Here is a 21823-nt window from a genome sequence, read left to right as displayed (position 1 = left end):
GACGGGATGGGCCGTTGCCACAATCGCAGTGTCATCGCCCGGCTTGACCGGGCGATCAGTACGCCGCGGCGTCCGTATGAAACGTTGGCGTCTCTGGAATACTGGATTCCCCGCCTTCGCGGGGAATGACAGCGAGGCGGTGGATGGAGCTTCCGACACCATGGCTCCAGTCCGCCACAATGCCATTATGCCCCTGTTTTGCCCGACGCCTCGAAGAAAATTTCGGACAATTCGTAAGTCGTTGATTTCGTGTACCCCCGCCTACTGTGCATGGGGTTGTTTTCGCAGTTTTGGTTTCGGGCGCAGGTTTCCCGGAGCGCGAGTGCGCGGTCTTCACATCCGCGTGCAGAAAAATTCCATCTGCGTTCGCTCCGCTGCTTGAAAGATTAATCACGCGCGTTGCCGCGCGCGCAGTGTTCGCATCGCTATTTTCCCCGATGTCTCGACAGCTTCTGTAACGCGCCCCATCATTCGTCAAACATGAATGATGACGGCCGCAGGCGGCCGGGAGTTTGGAATGCAGCGTCGCGACTTCTTGAAATTGTCTGCCGGAACCGCAGTTGCCGCTGCGTTCGTCTCCCGCACGAACGCGCAAGGAACGCCACAAGGCGCGGTGAAGGAAATTCGTATCGGCTACCAGAAGAACGGCGTGCTGGTCATCACGCGCCAGCAGGCCGCCCTGGAAAAACATTTCTTGCCGCAGGGTATCGAGGTGAAATGGGTCGAGTTCTCCTCGGGGCCGCCGATGATGGAGGCGATGAATGTCGGCAGTGTCGACTATGGCGCCGTCGGCGATTCTCCGCCGGTGTTCGCGCAGGCCGCCGGAGCTGCGATCGTCTACGCCGCGGGACAGCCGATCACCAACGGCCAGGGCATCCTGGTGCCGAAGGATTCGCCGATCCGCTCGATCGCGGAACTGAAGGGCAAGCGCGTCGGTTTCACCAAGGGCTCCAGCGCGCACAACATCGTGGTGCAGACGCTGGAGAAGGCGGGTCTCACCTATGCCGACATCACGCCGGTCTATCTGACGCCGCCGGATGCAGGTCCCGCCTTCGCCAATGGCAGCATCGAGGCCTGGGCGATCTGGGATCCGTATTTCGCGATCGGCGAGACCAAGCAGAGCGGCCGCATCCTGATCAATGCGCGCGAGGTCACCAAGACCAACTCGTTCTACATCGCCAACCGCGACTTCGCGAAGAACCACGGCGCGGTGCTGCAGCAGATCGTCGACGTCACCAGCGCGACCGCCAAATGGGCCGAGCAGCATCGCGACGAGGTCGCAAAATCGCTCGCCGCCGTCACCGGCATTCCCCTGGATATCCAGACCATCGCGGCCCACCGCTCGTCCTTCGTGGTCGGCCCCGTCACCGACGACATCGTCGCGACCCAGCAGGGCGTCGCCGACCGTTTCCACAAGCTCGGCCTGATCCCCAAGCCGATCGTGATCCGCGACATCGTCTGGCGCAACCCGGCAGCCTGATCGTGCCGACCACTCTTCCCATTCACAGAGGTCTGAACATGAAGCGTATCGTTCAACGCGTGATCGCGGCCGTCGTCACGTCGGTCGGAATCGTCGCGGCCGCCGTCGGCACGACCTACGGCTAGCCATCGGAGCGCATCCATGAGCAAGAGCAACATTCTCTGGTTCCTGCCGACCCACGGTGACGGCCGCTATCTCGGCACCGGCATCGGCGGCCGCGAGGTCAACTTCAACTATCTGCGCCAGATCGCGCAGGCCGCCGACCAGCTCGGCTATTACGGCGTGCTGCTGCCGACCGGGCGCTCCTGCGAGGATTCCTGGATCGTCGCCTCCAGCGTCGCGCCGTTTACCGAGCGGCTGCGCTATCTCGTCGCCGTGCGCCCCGGCCTGCAATCGCCGAGCGTTGCGGCACGCATGACGGCGACGCTCGACCGGATCACCAATGGCCGGCTGCTCGTCAACGTCGTCACCGGCGGCGATCCCGTCGAGAACAAGGGCGACGGCATCTTCCTTGGCCATGACGAGCGCTACGAGGTCACGCGCGAGTTCCTTAGCGTCTACAGCGATCTGCTCGCCGGCAAGACCGTCGATGTCGATGGCAAGCACATCCATGTCGAGGGCGGCAAGCTGCTGTTTCCGCCGGTGCAGTCGCCGCGCCCGCCGCTCTATTTCGGCGGCTCGTCCGATGCCGGCATCGACGTCGCGGTCGATGCCGTCGACAAATATCTCACCTGGGGCGAGCCGCCGGCCTTGGTTGCCGAGAAGATCGCGAAGGTGAGGGAGGTCGCCAGCGCGCGCGGCCGAAAGCTCTCCTTCGGCATCCGCCTTCACGTCATCGTCCGCGAGACCAATGAAGAAGCTTGGCGCGCCGCGAACGAGTTGATCAAGCACGTCGACGACGACACCATCGCCAAGGCGCAAAAGAACTTTGCCCGCATGGACTCCGTGGGACAGCAGCGCATGGCGCAGCTCCACGGCGGCAAGCGCGACAAGCTCGAGATCGCTCCGAACCTGTGGGCCGGCGTTGGCCTCGTGCGCGGCGGTGCCGGCACGGCGCTGGTCGGCGACGCCCAGACCGTCGCGGCCCGCATCAAGGAGTATCAGGACATCGGCATCGATACCTTCATCATGTCGGGCTACCCGCATCTGGAGGAAGTCTATCGCTTCGCCGAGCTGGTGTTCCCGCTGCTCTCGCTGGAGCAGCCGAGCAACGTGACCAGGCTGCACTTCAACGGCGGCCCGTTCGGTGAAACGGTCGGCAGCGATTTCCGTCCGCAACACAGGGTATCGCAGTCATGAGCCTGATCGACAGCGTTTCGCTTCCGCGCAGCTTCCGCCTGCCGCGCGTCGACGGCCTGATCCAGTGGATCGTGCCGCTCGCCATCATCGCGATCTGGCAGGTCGCCAGCGTCACCGGCTTCGTGCCGACGCGGGTGCTGCCGGCCCCGAGCGACGTCCTGCTCGCGGGCTGGAAGCTGCTGCTCTCCGGCGAGCTTGTCCGCAATATCTGGGTCTCGTTCTGGCGCGCCTCGATCGGCTTCTTGATCGGCGGCAGCATCGGCTTCGCCTTCGGGCTCGCCAACGGCCTGTCGCAGCTCTCGGCGAAGCTCACCGACACCACGCTGCAGATGGTGCGCAACGTGCCGCATCTGGCGCTGATCCCGCTGGTGATCCTGTGGTTCGGCATCGACGAGAGCGCAAAGCTGTTCCTGGTGGCGCTCGGCGTGTTCTTCCCGATCTACCTCAACACGCTGCACGGCATCCGCACCGTCGACCCGCAGCTGATCGAGATGGGCCGGATCTACGGCATGACGGACGGTGAACTGTTCCGCCGCGTGATCTTCCCCGGCGCGCTGCCCTCGATCTTCGTCGGCATCCGCTTCGCGCTCGGCATCATGTGGCTGACGCTGATCGTCGCCGAGACCATCGCGGCCTCGTCGGGCCTCGGTTACATGGCGATGCAGGCGCGCGAGTTCATGCTGATCGACGTCGTCGTGCTCTCGATCCTGATCTACGCCCTGCTCGGCAAGCTCGCCGACAGCGCCTCCCGCGTGCTGGAGCGGGCGACGCTCTCCTGGCACCCCGCCTTCCAGAAACGTTAAGCAGAAATACTGGGAATCACATGCAGACAGCGCTTCGTACCTCCCTTTCCGAGACCGAGCTCGCCAGCCGCGCAAGTTTCGCCCCTCACGCCCGCATCGTGCGCGAGGAGCGTCCGCAGCAAGCCATCGGCCTGCCGCTCAGCATCCGGGGCCTGCGCAAATCCTTCGGCAGCAACGAGGTGCTGCGCGGCATCGATCTGCACATCCCCGCCGGCCAGTTCGTCGCTATCGTGGGCAAGAGCGGTTGCGGCAAGAGCACGCTGCTGCGCCTGATCGCAGGCCTGGAGAAGGCCAATGCCGGCAGCATCAGCTTCGGTCAGGACGTGCAGGCGGAAGACATCCGCGTGATGTTCCAGGAGCCGCGGCTGTTGCCCTGGGCCCGCGTGCTCGCCAATGTCGAGGTCGGGCTCGGCCGCGATCGCGCCTCCGCCGATGCGCATGCGCGCGCCGAGAGGGCGCTGACCGAGGTCGGCCTTGCCGACAAGCGCGACCAGTGGCCTTCGGTGCTGTCAGGCGGCCAGAAGCAGCGCGTCGCGCTCGGCCGCGCGCTGGTCTCGCGTCCGCGCGTGCTGGCCTTCGACGAGCCGCTCGGCGCGCTGGATGCGCTGACCCGCATCTCGATGCAGCGCCTTCTGGAGCGGGTCTGGCGCGACCAGGGCTTTACGGCGATCCTGGTGACCCACGACGTTGCCGAGGCCGTGGCGCTGGCCGACCGGGTGCTGGTGATCGAGGAGGGGCGCATCGCCCATGACGTCGTGGTTAACGCCGGCCGGCCCCGCGAACGCGGCTCTGCTGAATTGGCGAGCCTCGAAGCCTCAATTTTGAGCCACCTTTTGTCGGCGGAAGATCGTACCTAAATAGAGGGAACCCCGGCCTTGGGGACCATGCCATGAATGTAGTGCCCCGCGATCTCATGACTGAAATCCCCGTTTCGCCCGCCGATTTCCGCGGCGCCATGCGCCACCTCACCGGCGGCGTCAGCGTCATCACCGCCGGGCGGGGCAAGGACATCACTGGCATGACGGTGACCTCGGTGACCTCGCTGTCGGTGGAGCCGCCGACGCTGCTGGTCAGCATCAACCGCGATGCCTCGTCCTTCCCGCTGATCAGGCGCCACGGCGCCTTCGGCGTGAACATCCTCAACGCCGACCAGCTCGACGTCGCCGAACGCTTTGCCGGCAAGGGCGGGCTGAAGGGGGCCGATCGCTTCGCCGGCGCCCATTGGATCACGGCGGTCTCGGGCGTTCCGCTTCTGGTGGGGGCGTTGTCGGCCTTCGATTGCGAGGTCGAGGAGATCGTCGAGCGGCACTCGCACGGCATCGTCATCGGCCGTGTCAGGGACATCAAGAGCTCGACCCGCACCGCGGCGCTGGCCTATTGGCACGGCCAGTATGTGGCGGTCGACCAGGACGAGGACGCCGTAAGGCTCGCCGACGTCAGCGTTCCCGCGCGCAGCCGGCGCGGCATTTGATCGCCTGACTCAGGCTGGCCTTTTTTCCGGCACCGCTCTAGAAGCGCCCTGAGCTTCCCATCCGGGAGGCAATGGAGCGGAACGATGAAGCGCGTCGCGACCTGGGCCTTCTACGCCATCGGCGCGCTCGCGATCGCCTATCTCGCGCTCTACGCCTATGCGATGTTCTCGGGCCAGCCGATCGTGCCGGGCGATCCCATCCACATCTTCCGCAAGCCGGATGCGCCGAGCTATTCGTAAGGCTCGGGCGGTCCCGTAGGGTGGGCAAAGCGAAGCGTGCCCACGCATTTTTCGTGATCGAGAGAGATGGTGGGCACGGCGCAAGAGCGCCTTTGCCCACCCTACGGCACCGAGCGTGTGGCGCTACCCCCGCAAGATCGCCAGCGCCAGCGCCTGTGCGCGCGGCACGATGCTGTCGATCTCGAGATACTCCTCCGGCGTGTGCGCGAGGCCGCCGACCGGGCCGAGGCCGCAGATGGTCGGCGTGCCCACGGCGGCGGTGAAGCCGGAATCGGCGCAGCCGCCGGAGAACTCGCCCTGCAGCGTGGTGAGGCCGACCTTCCTTGCGCCCGCCTGGTAACCTTCGAACAGCGCCTTCGACTCCGCGCTCTGCACCACCGGCACGAACTCGCCCTTGATCGTCAGCGTCGCGCTGGTGCCCGGCACGTAGGAGGTCGCGACGATGTTCTCGATCGCGGCCATGATCCTGGCGCGATCGGCAGGATCGACATAGCGCAGGTCGATCTGGCCTTCGGCATGAGGCGCCGTGGTGTTGACCGATTGCCCGCCGGAGACGAGGCCGACATTGAGCGTGATGCCCTTGTCGAGATCGGTCAGCGCGTGGATCTGCACGATCTTGTGCGCGAGCTCGCCGATCGCGCTGATGCCGGCTTTGAAATTGGCGCCGGAATGCGCGGCCTTGCCGGTGATGGTCATGTGCATGAAGATGCCGCCCTTGCGTCCCGTCACGACATTGCCGGTGGGGCGGCCCGGCTCGGAATTGAACACGGCGCGCGCGGCGCGTCCCTCGCGCTCGATCACCGGGCGCGACGACGGCGATCCGATCTCCTCGTCCGAGGTGATCAGCACCTTGATCGGGTGCGGCGAGCCGCCGAACTTGTGGAAGGCGGTCGCCACGAACACGTTCATGACGAGACCGGACTTCATGTCGGAAACCCCCGGACCATAGGCGCGGCCGTCCAGAATCGTGAACGGCCGCCGCCCGGCCTCGCCCTTGCCGAACACGGTGTCGCGATGGCCCATCAACAGCACCGGCTTCTCGTTGCTGCCGGGCTTGGCTACCTCGGCATGGATCGCATCGCCGAACGTGCCGTCGGCCTCGCGCCGGCAGGGAATGCCGTGCTCGGCAAAGTGCCGCTCGAACCGCGCACCGACCGCATCGACGCCTTCCTTGTCATACGATCCGGAATCGATGTTCACGACATCGCGCAAGAGATCGATCATCGCCTGCTTCTGCGACGCCAGCCAGTCCGTGATTTGAGCTTCAGACATGTGTATCCTCGTGGTTCCCACGCGGGGTTATAGGACCTTGCGCAGGCGTGGCCTAGTCGCTGGATGCGATGCGGCCATGTGTTCTCTTCCGTAGCCCGGATGAGCGAAGCGATATCCGGGGAAGCCGCCGCACCGTCCCGCATGTCGCTTCGGCATGCGGGTTACGGCGTTCAAGGAGGCAGCCCTACCGGCTCGGCTCGGCCTTCGCCTCGGCACCGCGAAGCTGCGTTGCGACGACCAGGGCACCGATCTTCCGGCCCATGTCCTTGCCGACCTCGGTCGAGAACCGGTAGTGGAAGCCGGCGTAGATGCGGGCATTGGCGACTTCGTCGCTGTAGTCCTGCAGCCGAGACCATTTGCGTGTGACCCCCGGTGCCGTCGGGCTGGTCAGGGAGAACTCGCCGAAATCTCCGACGACGCTCTGGAGCACGGTCGAAATCGCGGCCGAGGTGATGCAGTGCGCGCAGGGATATTCCGGATGCATCGGCGTGTCCCCGAGCGGCAGCCAGGACGGATCGCGCGGCGTCGCGGCATTCGAGGTCAGATCGGCGTTGCGTATGGCCGTGATCGGGCGCCAGAAATTGTAGTGATACTTGGCCTCGAACACGGCGACGATGGCATCGTTGCCGGTCATCGATGTCAACGCGTAAAGCCGGGCGCAGTCGACGAGGTCCATTCCCTTGGCCATCGCGGCCTGCTTCACGATGGGGTTGTAGGTGCGGGCGCCGACGAAGAACCAGAAGCGGCCGATCGTGGTTTGCTCGGGCGTCCGGGTCGGGCTGCCGCGGCCGCCGACCTCGCGGATTTCGTTGACGTCCTTGGTCCAGACCTCTGAATCGAGCGCCGGCGGCGGTCCGGGACGGAACTGCGATCCAGACGTCATCACCCATGGCGTTGTCGCGCCCGTGGTCTGGAACAGCGGAACAGCGGTTGGAACATAGACGCCCGCCGTGGTCAGGGGGCGGTAAGACTCCGGAGCGTTGCTGCCGTCGTTGGCGCGAAGCTGGATGATCTGCACCGCGGCGTCTTTGCCGAGCGCGATGCCGGCGGTCTTGGACTCGCCCTCGGCGATCGGCGCCAGAGAGTTCGTCAGCGTCGAATCCAGATCCGGCTTGATATCCGGATAGATCGACAGCAGCACGTCGTGAGCCGCGACCGCCGCCGCGGCTTCCCGCGAGGTCGAACGTTCCGCGGACAATGTGAGCTTATAAGGCGCGTAGCGGCGGTCGATCGCGTTGACGGCCTCGAACATCGCAACGTGCATCATGGTCAAAGCGCGGCTGTGCGGCGCCGGAAGAATCTGTTTCTCGGCGGCGATCGCGTCGGCCTTTGCGTTCCAGTCCATGATCACGTCGGCGCGTGCAAGCGGCGCTGTGGCTGTGATCAGGGTTGCAACCAGCGATAAGCGGGAAATCGTCCACGAAGTGCATTTCATGGCGTGCCCTTTCGGTTGAAGGAGGTTCGCAAAATGCGGATGCGGCACCTCGCCGGCATCCTGCCAAGCGGCCCCGGGACTCTAGCGATGTCGCGGCATGTCGATTGTGAACTGCTTCACGCGCGGGGTGCGGCCATGTGTTCCGCGCCATCCGGGCTACGATGCCAATAACTCCCCGCTGTCGTCCCGGCCTCCTGCGCAATTGCGCACGGGGGGCGGGACCCATACCGCGGGATGTCTCGCGCATGGGCGGTCTGAGTACCGAACGGCTGATCTTCGTCAAACTGCTCCCTGGGGTTATGGGTCCCGGCCCCCGTGCGCAATTGCGCACTAGGCCGGGACGACATCGAGAGCATGTGGGCAACGTGTGTCTTGCCCCGAAAAGAAAAATGCCCGGGACTGGCCCGGGCATTCGTAGTCTCAAAATTGTCAGAAGCCCTTACGCTCCCACCATCGGCATCCGCGGATATTCACCCGGCGTGCCCGCCGGCGTGATCGGGATGCCGCCGTCGGCATATTCGTTGAGCTTGTTGCGCAGCGTGCGGATGGAGATGCCGAGGATGTTGGCGGCATGGGTGCGGTTGCCGAGGCAGTGCTTCAGCGTCTCCAGGATCAGGTCGCGCTCGACGTCGGCGACGGTGCGGCCGACCAGTGCGCGCGTCACCTGCTCGGCGGCCATGGTCGCATGCGCAACCGCCGGAGCGGTCTTGGCGAGGTCGAGCCGGTCGCCGTCCGGGGTGATGATCGCGTCGGGACCGATCTCGTCGCCCTGCGCCATCAGCACGGCGCGGTGCATGGTGTTCTCGAGCTCGCGGACGTTGCCCTGCCAGCGGTTGGTGGAGAGCACGCGGCGGGCCTCCGCCGAGATCGGGCGCATCGGCACGCCGTTGGCCTCGGCATATTTCTTCACGAAGTGCTGGGCGAGCTCGAGGATGTCGGCCGGGCGCTCGCGCAGCGGCGGGATCTTCAGGTTCACGACGTTGAGGCGGAACAGCAGGTCCTCGCGGAACGTGCCTTCGCGCACCGCTTCCGCCAGATTGCGGTTCGAGGTCGCGATGATGCGGATGTCCACCGCGACCGGCTTGGTGCCGCCGACGCGGTCGATCACGCGCTCCTGGATGGCGCGCAGGAGCTTGGACTGCAGGCGGACATCCATCTCCGAGATTTCGTCGAGCAGCAGGGTGCCGCCGGTCGCTTCCTCGAACTTGCCGATACGGCGGGCGACCGCGCCGGTGAAGGCGCCTTTCTCGTGGCCGAACAGCTCGGACTCCAGGAGATGCTCGGGGATCGCGGCGCAGTTGATCGAGATGAACGGGCGCTTGGCGCGGGCCGAGCGGGTGTGGACGTAGCGGGCCAGCACCTCCTTGCCCGTCCCGGACTCGCCGGTGATCATCACCGATGCATCGGAGCCGGCGATCTGCTGCGCCAGCTTGATCACGCGCGCCATGGCGTCGTCGCGGTAGACCAGCTCGCGGGAATCGTTGGCGACGGCGGCCAGCACCGCGGCGATCAGCTCCGGCTCCGGCGGCAGCGGGATGTATTCCTTGGCGCCGGCGTGGATCGCGGCGACCGCGGCGCGGGCGTCGTTGGTGATGCCGCAGGCGACGATCGGAGCGTGGATGTGCTCGGCCTCGAGCCGCATCACGAGGTCGCGGATGTCGAGGGCGACGTCGACCAGCAGCAGGTCGGCACCCTTGCCGCCGCGCAGCACCCGCATCGCCTGCTCGTGATCCTCGGCATGGGTCACGGTGGCGCCGTTCTCCATCGCGATCTTGGTGGCGGTGGTGAGCTGGCCCTTCAATGTGCCAACGATGAGAAGCCGCATGTCAGTCTCCTGTCCGTCTGGTCGCGCTGCCGCGCGTCATTCCCTGCGTATTAGGTGCGTTCGGTCTTGATGATTTCGGTCATGGTCACGCCGAGCTTGTCCTCGACCAGGACGACTTCGCCGCGGGCGACCAGCTTGTTGTTGACGTAGATGTCGATGGCCTCGCCGACGCGGCGGTCGAGCTCGAGCACGGTGCCGGGCCCGAGCTTCAAGAGCTCGCTGACGTCCATCTTGGAGCGGCCGAGCACGGCCGAGACCTGCACAGGCACGTCGAACACGGCTTCGAGGTCGGCGGCGGCACGCGTCGCGTATTCGTCCTCGTTGTAGCCGACATCGGTGCTGGCAGGCGGCATCGGGCCGTTGAGATCGGGCAGCGGGACCTGTCCGTCGGTGTCGCTCATGATTTAGCTCCCCCTGCGGGACGCGATATAGCGTCCGACCATGTCGTCGATCTTGGCTGCGATGGCACTGCGTTCCAGCACGACACCGCCGTCCGCCCATTCGATCCGGCAGTCGCCGATGGCGATTTCAGGCTCGGCCAGGATCACCAGCCGGCCTTCGAAGCCGCTCTGCTTCGCCAGCCGCTCGATCTTCTCGCGCGCGGCGTCATAGAGCGCATCGTTGATGCGGACGACGAGATGCGGCGTCGCGACCAGATGCGAGAAGCAATCCTTGACCAGCGCGACGATCTCGCCGAGCGGCTCGGCGTCGACGAGGTCGGCGCACAGCTTGCGCGCCACGGCGACCGCGACCTCGACCGCTTCGGTCTCCATCCTGGTCTCGATGTTGCCGATGCCGGAGGCAACGCCGCGGATTCCGATGTTGATCTCCTCCATGGCGAGCGCGACGCGGCGGTCGCTCTCGGCCTTGGCCTCGCGCTGGCCGGCGGCAAATCCGTCCTGGTAGGCGCGCGCCTCCGCTTCCGCGACTTTCTGGGCGATCTCGGCCGCGGTCGCGGCCTTCTCGCGCGGCGACCGCTCGGGCGCCGCGAAGTCGGTATCGAACAGGAATTTTGCCGGAGCGGCCATCAGTACACCAGCTCGTCGTCGGCGCGGTTCTTGGTCAGCATGATCTCGCCCTTGGCGGCGAGGTCCTTGGCGAGGTTGACCAGCAGCGCCTGGGCCTCGTCGACGTCGCGCAGGCGGACCGGGCCCATCGCGGCCATGTCGTCCTGCAGCATCTTGGCCGCGCGCGAGGACATGTTGCCGAAGAAGAAGTTGCGGACGTCCTCGTTGGCGCTCTTGAGTGCGACGCCGAGCTTGTCCTTGTCGACGTTGCGCATCAGGGTCTGTGCCGAGCCGGAATCCAGCTTCACGAGGTCGTCGAAGGTGAACATCAGCGCCTTGATGCGCTCCGCCGATTCGCGGTTCTCTTCTTCGAGCGAGGTGATGAAGCGGGTTTCGGTCTGGCGGTCGAAATTGTTGAAGATTTCCGCCATGACCTCGTGGGCGTCGCGGCGGCGGGTCTGCGACAAATTGGACATGAACTCGGTGCGCAGCGTCTTCTCCACGCTCTCGATCACCTCCTTCTGCACCGCCTCCATCTTCAGCATGCGGTTGACGACGTCGAGCGCGAGCTCTTCCGGGAAGATGCCGAGCACGCGGGCGGCGTGTTCCGGCTTCAGCTTCGACAGCACGACCGCGATGGTCTGCGGATATTCGTTCTTGAGATAGTTGGCGAGGACTTCTTCCTGCACGTTGGAGAGCTTCTCCCACATGTTGCGCCCCGCGGGACCGCGGATCTCGTCCATGATGCCGTTGACGCGTTCGGGCGCCAGATACTGCTGCAGCAGCCGCTCGGTGGCGTCGAAATTGCCCATCAGCGCGCCGGAGGCGGACATCCGCGAGACGAATTCGAGCAGCATGTCTTCCACCGTGTCGACCTCGACGGTGCCGAGCGTCGACATCTCCAGCGAGAGCTGGCGCACCTCGTCGTCGTCGAGCAGGCCCCAGATCTTGCCGCCATATTGCTCGCCGAGCGCCAGCATCAGGATCGCGGCGCGTTTCGGCCCCGCCACCGTTTCGGCCTTGCCCGTGCGGCTGCCGGCGCGCTGGCCGAGCGTGGAGATCACGCTGGTGATGTCGTTCGAGTTGGCGTTTTGCAAGGAGGCGGCCATGTCAGATCACTTCTTGATTCACTTGGCGGTTACTTGGTTGGCTCGGTGAGCCACTGGCGGATGATGGCGACGGTTTCGTTGGGGTTGCGCTCGGCGAGCTCGCCGACGCGATGAACGGACTGGGCGTGGACCTGGCCCTGGATGGTGGCGACGTCGATCGCGCTCGCGGCCCCGCCCGGCAGGAGGGGCTGGCCGGCGGGAGCTGCTTCTTCGGACGCCGCCGGACCGGAGAGGACGCCGCTGATGGCGGCGGCGACTTCGTCGGAGGCGAGGATGCGCTTGACCAGCGGGCGGATCACCATGAACAGCACGACGAGGCCGAGCAGCATCATCACGCCGAGCTCGACGAAGTACATCAGGTCGTCCTTGGTGAACTGCAGCATGCCGAGGAAGCCGCCGGGTTCGCCGATCGGGGCGGTGGAGGGGGCGTCGGCGAAGCGCAGGTTCACGACCTCGACCTGGTCGCCGCGCTTCTGGTCGAAGCCGATCGCCGAGCGAACCAGGGTGGCGATGCGGTCGAGCTGCTCCTTGGTGCGGTCGGTGTAGGCCAGCTCGCCCTTGTCGTTCTTGGTATAGATGCCGTCGACCAGCACCGCGACCGAGATGCGGTTGACGCGACCGGCCTCGGTCACCTCGGTCTTGGTGGTGCGGGAGATCTCGTAATTGTTGGTCTCCTCGGTCTTCTTGCTCTGGTCCTTGGCCGCGACGCCGTTGTTCTGCTGGTTGCCGGGCAGCTCGTTGTTGACGGTGACCTGGCCGTTGTTGTCGGCGGTCATGCTGCTTTCTTCGCGGGTCTGGCTCGAGCGCAGCACGCGGCCTTCGGGGTCGAACTTGTCCGAGGTCTGGGTGACCTTGTTGAAGTCGAAATCGGCGGAGAGCTGGACGCGGGCCCGGCCGGAGCCGACCACGGAGGACACGATGTCCTCGACCTGCTTGCGCAGCCGCTTCTCGAAGGCGGTGCGGCGCTCGTCGCCGAGCGCCTGCTCGGGATCGGTCTGGGCGCCGTCGGCGAGCAGCTGGCCGGCCTCGTCCACGATCGAGACGCGCTGCGGCTTCAGCCCGTTGACGGCGGAGGCGACGAGGTGGCGGATGGCGCGGATCTGCTGGGCTTCGAGCGAACCGCGCACCCGCACCACGATCGAGGCTGACGGCTCCGGTGCCTCGCGGGCGAACAGCGGGCGCTCGGGCAGCACCAGATGGACGCGGGCGGCCTGGATGCGGTCGATGGCGCGGATGGTGCGGGCAAGCTCGCCCTCCAGCGCGCGCAGATGATTGATGTTCTGGACAAAGGAGGTGGTGCCGAGCGCGTCCGACTTGTCGAACACCTCGTAGCCGACCCCGCCGCCCTTGGGCATGCCGCCCTCGGCGAGCTTCATCCGCAGGCGCGTGACCTTGTCCTTGGGCACCATGATGATCGAGCCCTCATTGCGGATCTCGAACTGGATGCCCTGGCGTTCCAGGTCCTTGATAATACTGGAGGAATCTTCGACGCTGAGGTCCGTGAACAGCGTTGTCATCTGCGGCGTGGTGACCCGCATGATGACGAACGCGAAAAAGCCGATGAGCGCGGCGGTGACCGCGATCATCGCCCCGAACCGGGCGGCACCGATACTTTTTAAGAAGTCCGCAAGACCTTGCAAGCAACCGCCCCGAAGCTTCGACCCGCAACCGAGCGGTCGACTGGGCAATTATTGCCTAGGTGATGGTTTCGATATGGTTAACGAAGGTTAAGAGGTCGGACAAAAGTAGCGTCATGAAAAAAATCGGCCTCGCAGGGCGAGGCCGATTTTCGTCAAAAGCCGCAGATTTCCGGATCGCCTACTGGCGATATTGCTGGATGCGGGTGGTGCGAAGACCCGCCAGACCGTGCTGGTCGATGGAAAACTGCCAGGAGAGGAATTCGTCGACCGTCAGGGTATAACGGCTGCAGGCCTCCTCGAGGGAGAGAAGTCCGCCACGCACAGCGGCGACGACCTCGGCCTTGCGGCGGATGACCCAGCGTTTGGTGCCGGGCGCGGGCAGATCTGCGATCGTCAGCGGACTGCCGTCCGGCCCGATGACGTATTTTACCCTCGGGCGATGGGGTTCTGTCATGGCGTACTCACAAACTCTCAACCACTGAACTCACGCCGTAACCGTAACCCCGTCGGCTTAAAAATCCGCTAAGCCTAAGGCTTCAATACAATTCTCGTTGAAACTTGCGGGAACGCGACCGGCCCGGGGCGCTAAAGACGTGGTTTCAGCGGGCCGGGCGGGGCAGAAGGTAAATACTTTACTAATAACCGGGGCTAGCGCGCGATGCTGCAAAGCCCTCAACTGTCGTCCCGGCCTAGTGCGCGCAATTGCGCACGGGGGCCGGGACCCATACCGCGTGATCTAGCGATGAGACGCGGGCAGCAGTACCAAGAACAACGTCCTAACCAAAAGTCTTCGCCAAGCTTCTGCCTGTGGTTATGGGTCCCGGCCTTCGCCGGGGCGACATCGAATGTGTGGCCCGCCTCAGCCTCAATTGCTGCTCGTCGCAATAATGCTCTTCACCTGGCTCAGCGTGTAGCTGGCGCCGTCGATCGTCAGCAGCGGCGGCGACTGGGTCAGGTCGACCGAGGACACCACGCCCTGCACCTGTGCGGCGATGCCGACATTGTTCCCCGCGACGTCCTTGCCGGTGGCCGAGATCGTGTACTTGCCGTCGGGCCACTGCGTGCCGTCATTGCCCATGCCGTTCCAGGTGAAGGGAATGTCGGAGCCGGCGGCGGCCGTGTACTTGCCGGTGAACACGGTCTGGCCGCTGGCATTGGCAACGGTGATGTCGACCGTGGAATCGCTGGGCACGTTGAGATGCCAGGTCGCCGACGATTTCGTCATGGTCGCGGTCGAGCCGTCGACCAGGGCGGTCTTGCCGACGAAGCCCAGCGCCTGGGTCGCCTGCGTGGTCTGCTGCAGGGTGACGAGCTGGGCCAGCGAATCGTTGGTCTTGAGCTGCTGCTCGACGCCGGCGAACTGCACCAGCTGCTGGGTGAACTGGTTGGTGTCGAGCGGATCGAGCGGGTTCTGGTTCTGCAGCTGCGTCGTCAGCAGGGTCAGGAAGGTCTGGAAGTTGCCGGCGAGCGTCGAGCCCGTGGTCGAGCTCATGTTCGAGCTCGAGGAGGACTTCGGGATGTCGGTCGTGCCGGAGACGGGCGTAGGCGCGGTGGCGGCATTCGTGGTGGTCATGGTCGAATACTCCTCACACTCTGATGTCGACGCCGCTGCTCGATCCGAGCATGCGGCCGTAGCCGCGCCCCACGGGCGCTGCGGGAACGCTGTCGTCCTCGCTGATGATCAGCCGGCGGGCATTGCCGCCATTGTCGTTGTTCTGGCCGGATTGCTGGCCCGACGAGTTCTGGTCGCGCAGGCTGAAGGACAGCCCGTTGCTGCCGGTCTTGAAGCCGGCATCGTCGAGCGCGCGCTGCAATTGCGGCGCGTCCTGCCGCAGCATCTGCAGCGTCTCCGGCTTCTCGACCGTCAGATGCGAGGTGACCTGGCCATTGCGGTCGACATTGATGCGGACGTCGATACGGCCGAGATCGAGCGGGTCGAGGCTGATGTCGAACCGCGTCTTGCCGGCGCGTGCGGCGGCGGCGATCTCGATCGGCACGGCGTTGATCGGCACGGCCTGGGAGGTCGCCGCGGTCGCGGTCAGGGTTGCGGTCGAGGCGGTCGCGGCCGACGTCGTGGTGGTCAGCGGTGCCTGCACGGCAGCGGCGGCCTGCGCGCCGGGATCGGGCGTGTTGAAAGCGGCCTGCGCATTGGCATGGGCGTGGGCCGCCGGTGCGGCGGGGATCGCGTCGGGCGCGCGGTCCGAAGCGTTGGTCTTCGCCTCGGCCGCGTTGCCGTCGGCCTGCGGCTTGGCGGCTTGCGCATGTGCGGCATTGGCGGGCGTCGCAGTCGCCGGCGTGAGCGCGGCGTTCGCCTTGCCCGTATCCTGGCCGATATTGGAGACGTCGCTGGCGCCGGCAGCGGTGGCCGCGGCCTTGAACGAGGTCTTCGGCGTGCCCTGGTCCACCGCGGCGATCAGCCCGCCATTGGTCTTGGCATCGGTCGCGGTGCCGGTGGTCGTGTCAGTTGCGCCGGTGGCGGCATCGGCCAGCGTCGCCGACGTGTCGGCATCGACTTTCGCGCCGGCGGTCTTGGCGCTCTTGTCGCCTGGTGTTGCGGTATCGGTCTTGGTGCCCGCGATCTGCGCCGCGGTGGAGGTGCTGACGGCGATGCCGGCGGCGGCGATCGTCAGCGGTGAGGCGGCGGCATCGCCGGCCTGGCCCGCGGCCGCGTTCGGATCGAGCGGGACGACGGGCGCGGCGACGATGACGGCGTTCGGATCGGGCACCGCGGTCTGCGTCGCATCGATTTGCGCCGTAGCTGCCGCATCGACGGCGGCCGTGAGGCCGTCGCCGGCGTCGGTCTTGTCGCCCTTGGTCTCGTCGGACTTGTCGGCCGATTTGGCGTCGGACGTCTCGGACTTATCCTTGGTCTTGCCCGCCTTGACCTGATCCTTGTCCGAATTCTTGGCCGCGTCGTCCGTGGCGTCGCTCTTCGCGGGCGCGGACGCATCGGTGTCGTCGCTGGCCTTGCTCTGCGTGGCGCTATCCGTGGAAGCGGTGTCGCGCGAACTCCGGTCGGAGGCGGAGGACGACGAGGCTGAATCGGTCCGGCGCGGCGCGGTATCCTGCGCCGGCGCATTGTTGCTGATCGCCTGGGTGTTGCTGTCGACCAGCGAGCCGAAGGAGTCGCTCGGCGCGGTATCCTTGGACGCTTGCGAGCGCGCAGGCTTCTGCTGCGCACTCGAAACCTGCACGTTTGCCACTAGATCTGACGAAACACCGACCACAGGCGACCCCTTGGAAACATCTTCGGCAAAGGGGTAGCAAGGAGCGGGCCAGCCTCCCTCCAAGCAATTTTATCAATATAATTCAATGGCTTGAAGGATCGCTGCCCCCGCCGCAAGGGCTGGAAGAACCCCGCCATTTCTGCCTCCCCGGCAAGAATTGCCCTAAGCTGGCCAGCCCTGCGATTGCTTCACCGGAATGCCGCCTATATTAAAGAGATCGCTCTCAGCCGCTTTCGACCGGGCAAGTCGCGCCCCTGCGGGAACCCAGGTTCCCCGGGACCGTTCATGCCCCGGTCAAAGGCAAATCGCGGATCGCCGAACGCCGCCGTCACAAGAAGCCATGCTCAACAGTCTGGATCTCGAAGGCCGTCCTGAGGACACCAGGGTCGTCGTCGCCATGTCGGGCGGCGTCGATTCCTCGACGACGGCTGCGCTGCTCAAGGCGGAAGGCTACGACGTCGTCGGCATCACGCTGCAGCTCTACGACCATGGCGCGGCGACCCACCGCAAGGGCGCCTGCTGCGCCGGCCAGGACATCCACGACGCCCGCGACGTCGCCGCCAAGCTCGGCATTCCCCATTACGTGCTCGACTACGAGGACCGCTTCCGCGAGTCCGTCATCGACAATTTCGCCGACAGCTACGCGCTCGGCGAGACGCCGGTGCCGTGCATCGAGTGCAACCGCAGCGTCAAATTCCGCGACCTCTTGAAGACCGCGCGCGAACTCGGCGCGCAGGCGCTCGCCACCGGCCATTACGTCGCCTCGCGCCGCCGCGACGACGGCTCGCGGGCGCTGGTCTGCGCGGCAGATAGCGACCGCGACCAGAGCTATTTCCTGTTCGCGACCACGCAGGAGCAGCTCGACTTCCTGCGCTTCCCGCTCGGCGACATGACCAAGCCCGAGACGCGTGAGCTCGCGCGCCGCTACGGCCTGTCCGTCGCCGACAAGCACGACAGCCAGGACATCTGCTTCGTGCCCACGGGGCGCTACACCGACATCATCACCCGCCTGCGTCCGAACGCGATGGACCCCGGCGACATCGTCGATCTCGACGGACGCGTGCTCGGCCAGCATCACGGCATCGCCAATTTCACCGTCGGCCAGCGCCGCGGCCTCGGCATCGCCTCCGGCTCGCCGCTGTTCGTGGTGCGGCTCGATGCCGCGAACCGACGCGTCGTGGTCGGTCCGCGCGATGCGCTGAAGATGCACCGCATCGCCTTGCGCGACGTCAACTGGATCGGCGGCGGCGACATCGACAGCGCCATCGGCAACGGCCTCGAAATGTTCGTGCGCGTGCGCTCGACCCGTTCGCCGCAGCCGGCCTGGCTGCGCGGCGCTGGCGGCCATTACGAGGTCGAGCTCGTCGCCGGCGAGGAGGGCGTTTCGCCCGGCCAGGCCTGTGTGTTCTACGACGCGCCTGGCGGGCAGGCCCGCGTGCTCGGGGGCGGCTTCATCCAGAGCGCCGCGGCGAAGCTCGGCGCCGCGACATCGCGCCCGCTCGCGGAAGCCGTGCGCGGCTAATCTTGCCGAGATCGGCCCCACCTGCTACCGCGGGAACGATCGTCTCACATTAGTTTAAGAGTATCGGGGCAGGGGGCATGGCAGCAGACATCTCGCGAGCCGGGGTCGAGAAGGCCTATGGCCGCTGGGCGCCGGTCTACGACCTCGTGTTCGGCAAGGTCTTCGACGCCGGCCGCCAGTCCACCATCGCGGAGGCCGACCGCATCGGCGGCCGCATCCTCGACGTCGGCGTCGGCACCGGCCTGTCGCTGTCGGACTATTCGCGCAGCACGAAGATCTGCGGCGTCGACATCTCCGAGCCGATGCTGCGCAAGGCGCAACAGCGCGTGCGGGCCGAGCGCCTCTGCAACGTCGAAGTGCTCTCGGTGATGGATGCGAAGAACCTCGCCTTCCCCGAAAACTTCTTCGACGCGGTGGTCGCGCAATACGTCATCACCGCCGTGCCCGATCCGGAGGGAACGCTCGACGAGTTCGTGCGCGTGCTCAAGCACGGCGGCGAGCTGATCCTGGTCAACCACATCGGCGCCGAGAGCGGCCCTCGCAAACTGTTCGAGCTCGCTTTTGCGCCCGTCGCCCGCCGCCTCGGCTGGCGCCCGGAATTTCCGTGGGCCCGCCTCGTCAACTGGGCCGCCAAACACGGCGGCGTCACGCTCACCGAGCGCCGCCCGATGCCCCCGATGGGCCACTTCTCGCTGATCCGCTACCGCAAATCGTGATCTTGCCGCGGGAACACGCGCCGAGGCCGGTGCGTTTTCCTTTCATGCGCACGACATCAAACATCATCCTGGCCAGCCTCCTGATCGCCGCCTCCGGCAGTGCGATCGCGCAGGCTCCGCCCGCCCCGGCGACGCCGCCGCAACAGACCGCGCCGCCATCCCCGCAACATATGGCCAACTGCGCCCCGCAGGACCGCCCGAACCGCTCGCCCGACGGCACCACCATTGGGCAGTCCCGGGAACCGCTCGGCGACAAGCTGGCCAAGTCCGACGGCGTGCTCTGCCCGCCCTCCGGGATAGACCCCGACATGCACGCCCCGGCCCCCGACACCGGCGGCAACACCCCGGTGATTCCGCCCCCCGGCAGCCCCGGCGGCGACCCGAATGTGAGGCCGAAATAGGCCTTGTTCGGTCCCGGATATCGTCATGACCGGGCTTGTCCCGGGCATCCACGTTCTCCGGGTGCCGAATAGGCTCGTGGATGGCCGGGACAAGCCCGGCCATGACGGAATCAGTGGTGGATGAGGTCGATTCAGGCGCTGAATTCATCCCGCCAATCGCCCGACCTTTGCTTGACTTCCCGCCGCCCCCTTCTTTATATGCCGCGCGTTCGCGAGATCGGCCGTTCCGCCGTTCGCGACCCTGTGGCGGGGTAGCTCAGCTGGTTAGAGCACGGGAATCATAATCCTGGGGTCGGGGGTTCGAGTCCCTCTCCCGCTACCATCTTTCCCCACACCCCTTTGACGTGGTTTGGGTAAGCGGTTTCACCCAGCAGGGTATTCAGTCGACCTGCTATCTCGACGGTCACGCCGCCTGTACGTTCTGGATCGCGGAAGACAGTGACGGTTTCGACGAGATCTCTGATCGCCTCGGCGGCCTCTCCGTCGCCGGCTCTTGCGCCGTTCGCCAGCGCCTCCTCAAGCCGTCCGAGCTGCTCTTCATATTGTTTAAGGATGGCCGGGTGCAGCGCGACGTCCTTTTGAGGTGGCGGTTCATGCCGCAACTCCTCGGATATTCTCCTCCGTTCGGCGTCCAAGGCAGTCGATCGAGGACCGAGGATCGATGGATCCCCGTGCCCTTTTGCGATCGCGTCCACGAGTCGTTCGATCTCCCGGTTTAACTGCCCAAGCTGCTGCTCAAGGCGCTGCCTTTTTGCATTTGACGTGGCCGCAAGGCGCTTCCGCTCCTCAAGATACGTGCGCACATACTCCGCAATGACCTTCGGCGCGCGCAATTCAGCCTTTAGCCCGCCGAGAACGGCGCTCTCGACCGTGTCCAAATAGAAAGTCTTGGCGTCAGGGCACGTGCCACTCTCTGTCGCTGCCGAGCAGCGAATGCGAACGCGTCCGGATTTGTCTCGTCCATTGGTTGACATGCCTGAGCCGCATGAACCGCAACGAAGCAGGCCAGACAACATCCGACGAGGCCGACGTTGATGGCAAGGATGGGTGTGACCGCGCTCTACTTTGCGCGTCTGAGCGGCGGCGAACAGCTCGGGTGTGATAATTGCAAGATGTGGCACGTCAGCAACCTGCCACTCGCTCCGCGGGTTGGGGCGCGACAATCGTTTTCCCGTGTCAGGATCTTTCACCATCCTGACCTTGTTCCAAACGAGACGTCCCACATAAAGCTCGTTCTGGAGGATGCCGGCTCCCCTCTCAAGGTTGCCGTTGATCGTTGAGGCGTTCCATACCCGGCCTCGCGGAGGTGACACCTTGTCCTTGTTGAGTTCGTGCGCGATTTCTCGAGGAGTTCGGCCCTCGACGTACTCCTGGAATATGCGCCGGATGGTTTCTGCCTGATCGTCCACGATGACGCGCTCGCCGGTTCTTCCCGAGATCGCGGCATATCCGTATGTCAGGCCGCCTCCAGCCAAGCCTTGCTTGATGCGACCAGCCAGACCACGGCGCACCTTATGTGCATTGTCTTCGCGATAGAGTTGCCCGACCAGGCCGCGAAGGCCGACCAGCACGGTATTGACTACGCCTTCATGGACCGCCCGGATCTCGATGCCAAGAAAAGACAGTCGCTTGTGGATGCCTGCGAGATCCTCCATGTCGCGGGAGAGACGATCAAGTGCTTCGACGACGACAACATCGAAAGATTTTTCTCTTGCGTCATCCAATAGCCTTAGCAGGCCGTCGCGTCCCATCAGCGATCCACCGGAGCGAGCCCGATCATCATAGCTGCGGACGACGTCTAAAGATTCGCGGTCAGCGTAGGTTTGACAAAGCGAAAGCTGATCTTCTATCGATCGTTCATTCTGAAGGTCGGTCGAGAAGCGGGCATAGATTGCTGCTCTCTTCCTTGCTTCTTTCGGCCTGCTCTCTTTCATGATCTTCCCTCGCAGCCAGACGGGCAAGTACGCGTGCAATGCGTAGAATCGCCTCGTCTGGACTCGTCTGCAAGGGTAAATTTCGACCGGTAGGCCGCACGATCGATTCTCTAGATCATCGCGTAACATTTTCGAGGTGCGGGCATCTCGGTCGTCGTGGGTTGGCAAAATGTCAGAGCTGACGATCGTTCTCGATATGCCGATTTGATCATGGCTGCGCGAAAAGCAGCGTTGGAGTTGTGTGGGACAACTCGATGTCGGGGGCTAGAGCAGGTATAAATCTCTTGGCCGTCGAATATTTCGCCGCGATTGCAATTGGTGTTCGGGAAAGCCAATAACCGGCTGAGACTACGGCGGATCATCGCGAGGACTCTTTACATAGCGGCGTGCTGTAGAACGACGTCGAACGGTTGGCTAGCTGCAGAAGCTCGGTGTCCCGGCG

21 protein-coding genes and 1 tRNA gene are annotated in these 21823 nt (G+C 65.3%); 11 read left to right on the top strand and 11 right to left on the bottom strand.

Features of this window, described 5'->3' with window-relative positions:
* The first annotated feature begins 517 nt into the window (after positions 1-517).
* The 7 genes from A7X65_RS35205 (at position 518) to A7X65_RS42940 (ending at position 5293) form a co-directional block, all read left to right on the top strand.
* Positions 518-1480: a sulfonate ABC transporter substrate-binding protein gene (locus A7X65_RS35205; RefSeq protein WP_063694292.1), complete on the top strand. Its 963-nt coding sequence runs from the start codon at positions 518-520 to the stop codon at positions 1478-1480.
* Between the two features lie 2 nt (positions 1481-1482).
* The gene (locus tag A7X65_RS43665; protein WP_283806197.1) at positions 1483-1605 is read left to right on the top strand and encodes a hypothetical protein; all 123 of its coding nucleotides are present in this window, start codon (positions 1483-1485) and stop codon (positions 1603-1605) included.
* A 16-nt stretch (positions 1606-1621) separates the two neighbouring features.
* On the top strand, positions 1622-2779 hold the full coding sequence (gene ssuD / locus A7X65_RS35200; RefSeq protein ID WP_063693997.1) for an FMNH2-dependent alkanesulfonate monooxygenase: 1158 nt from the start codon (positions 1622-1624) through the stop codon (positions 2777-2779).
* Positions 2776-3582: an aliphatic sulfonate ABC transporter permease SsuC gene (gene ssuC / locus A7X65_RS35195; RefSeq protein WP_063693996.1), complete on the top strand. Its 807-nt coding sequence runs from the start codon at positions 2776-2778 to the stop codon at positions 3580-3582. The genes ssuD and ssuC overlap by 4 nt, the downstream gene beginning before the upstream one ends.
* A gap of 20 nt (positions 3583-3602) precedes the next feature.
* Entirely contained in the window at positions 3603-4439 is an 837-nt protein-coding gene (locus A7X65_RS35190) for an ATP-binding cassette domain-containing protein (RefSeq protein WP_063693995.1), read from the top strand.
* Between the two features lie 32 nt (positions 4440-4471).
* Positions 4472-5053: a flavin reductase family protein gene (locus A7X65_RS35185; protein WP_063693994.1), complete on the top strand. Its 582-nt coding sequence runs from the start codon at positions 4472-4474 to the stop codon at positions 5051-5053.
* 84 nt (positions 5054-5137) lie between these two features.
* Positions 5138-5293: a hypothetical protein gene (locus A7X65_RS42940; protein WP_008131268.1), complete on the top strand. Its 156-nt coding sequence runs from the start codon at positions 5138-5140 to the stop codon at positions 5291-5293.
* A gap of 123 nt (positions 5294-5416) precedes the next feature.
* Here A7X65_RS42940 and A7X65_RS35180 read toward each other — a convergent pair whose 3' ends face one another.
* The 10 genes from A7X65_RS35180 to A7X65_RS35135 all read right to left on the bottom strand — a co-directional run bounded on the left by A7X65_RS35180 (position 5417) and on the right by A7X65_RS35135 (position 16808).
* Positions 5417-6565, bottom strand: coding sequence for a M20 family metallopeptidase (locus tag A7X65_RS35180; RefSeq protein ID WP_063693993.1), 1149 nt, complete (start codon positions 6563-6565; stop codon positions 5417-5419).
* A 184-nt stretch (positions 6566-6749) separates the two neighbouring features.
* Entirely contained in the window at positions 6750-7910 is a 1161-nt protein-coding gene (locus tag A7X65_RS35175) for a vanadium-dependent haloperoxidase (protein WP_245324040.1), read from the bottom strand.
* 529 nt (positions 7911-8439) lie between these two features.
* Positions 8440-9825 carry a sigma-54-dependent transcriptional regulator FlbD gene (gene flbD / locus A7X65_RS35170; RefSeq protein ID WP_063693991.1) on the bottom strand — a complete coding sequence of 462 codons (1386 nt, stop codon included), beginning with the start codon at positions 9823-9825 and terminating at the stop codon, positions 8440-8442.
* A gap of 50 nt (positions 9826-9875) precedes the next feature.
* Complete coding sequence (gene fliN, locus A7X65_RS35165; RefSeq protein ID WP_063693990.1) at positions 9876-10226, bottom strand: flagellar motor switch protein FliN; 351 nt, start codon at positions 10224-10226, stop codon at positions 9876-9878.
* Positions 10227-10229: 3 nt separating this feature from the next.
* On the bottom strand, positions 10230-10853 hold the full coding sequence (locus tag A7X65_RS35160) for a FliH/SctL family protein (protein ID WP_063693989.1): 624 nt from the start codon (positions 10851-10853) through the stop codon (positions 10230-10232).
* A complete protein-coding gene (gene fliG, locus A7X65_RS35155) occupies positions 10853-11941 on the bottom strand; it encodes a flagellar motor switch protein FliG (RefSeq protein ID WP_063693988.1) in 1089 nt (362 codons plus the stop codon). Before fliG ends, A7X65_RS35160 begins: the two co-directional genes overlap by 1 nt.
* A gap of 29 nt (positions 11942-11970) precedes the next feature.
* Entirely contained in the window at positions 11971-13581 is a 1611-nt protein-coding gene (gene fliF / locus A7X65_RS35150) for a flagellar basal-body MS-ring/collar protein FliF (RefSeq protein WP_063693987.1), read from the bottom strand.
* A gap of 178 nt (positions 13582-13759) precedes the next feature.
* Positions 13760-14035, bottom strand: a complete 276-nt coding sequence (gene sciP / locus A7X65_RS35145; protein WP_002714638.1) for a CtrA inhibitor SciP — start codon at positions 14033-14035, stop codon at positions 13760-13762.
* 411 nt (positions 14036-14446) lie between these two features.
* Entirely contained in the window at positions 14447-15154 is a 708-nt protein-coding gene (locus tag A7X65_RS35140) for a flagellar hook assembly protein FlgD (protein WP_063693986.1), read from the bottom strand.
* Positions 15155-15167: 13 nt separating this feature from the next.
* On the bottom strand, positions 15168-16808 hold the full coding sequence (locus tag A7X65_RS35135) for a flagellar hook-length control protein FliK (protein ID WP_063693985.1): 1641 nt from the start codon (positions 16806-16808) through the stop codon (positions 15168-15170).
* A 340-nt stretch (positions 16809-17148) separates the two neighbouring features.
* On the opposite strand from A7X65_RS35135, the gene mnmA reads away from it, so the two are divergent.
* From mnmA to A7X65_RS35115, 4 genes are all read left to right on the top strand, one after another.
* Positions 17149-18330 (top strand): tRNA 2-thiouridine(34) synthase MnmA, encoded by a 1182-nt coding sequence (mnmA, locus tag A7X65_RS35130; protein ID WP_063693984.1) that lies wholly within the window; start codon positions 17149-17151, stop codon positions 18328-18330.
* A 77-nt stretch (positions 18331-18407) separates the two neighbouring features.
* On the top strand, positions 18408-19046 hold the full coding sequence (locus tag A7X65_RS35125; RefSeq protein WP_063693983.1) for a class I SAM-dependent methyltransferase: 639 nt from the start codon (positions 18408-18410) through the stop codon (positions 19044-19046).
* Between the two features lie 44 nt (positions 19047-19090).
* Positions 19091-19447 (top strand): hypothetical protein, encoded by a 357-nt coding sequence (locus A7X65_RS35120; RefSeq protein WP_063693982.1) that lies wholly within the window; start codon positions 19091-19093, stop codon positions 19445-19447.
* Positions 19448-19692: 245 nt separating this feature from the next.
* Positions 19693-19769: transfer RNA gene (locus A7X65_RS35115), tRNA-Met, on the top strand.
* On the opposite strand, the gene A7X65_RS35110 is transcribed toward A7X65_RS35115, so the two are convergent.
* Positions 19726-21381, bottom strand: coding sequence for a recombinase family protein (locus A7X65_RS35110; RefSeq protein WP_082885191.1), 1656 nt, complete (start codon positions 21379-21381; stop codon positions 19726-19728). The genes A7X65_RS35115 and A7X65_RS35110 overlap by 44 nt on opposite strands.
* Positions 21382-21823 lie beyond the last annotated feature (442 nt).

This window comes from Bradyrhizobium stylosanthis (genome assembly GCF_001641335.1).
Lineage (GTDB): Bacteria > Pseudomonadota > Alphaproteobacteria > Rhizobiales > Xanthobacteraceae > Bradyrhizobium > Bradyrhizobium stylosanthis.
This window is presented reverse-complemented; position numbering and strand designations above follow the sequence as displayed.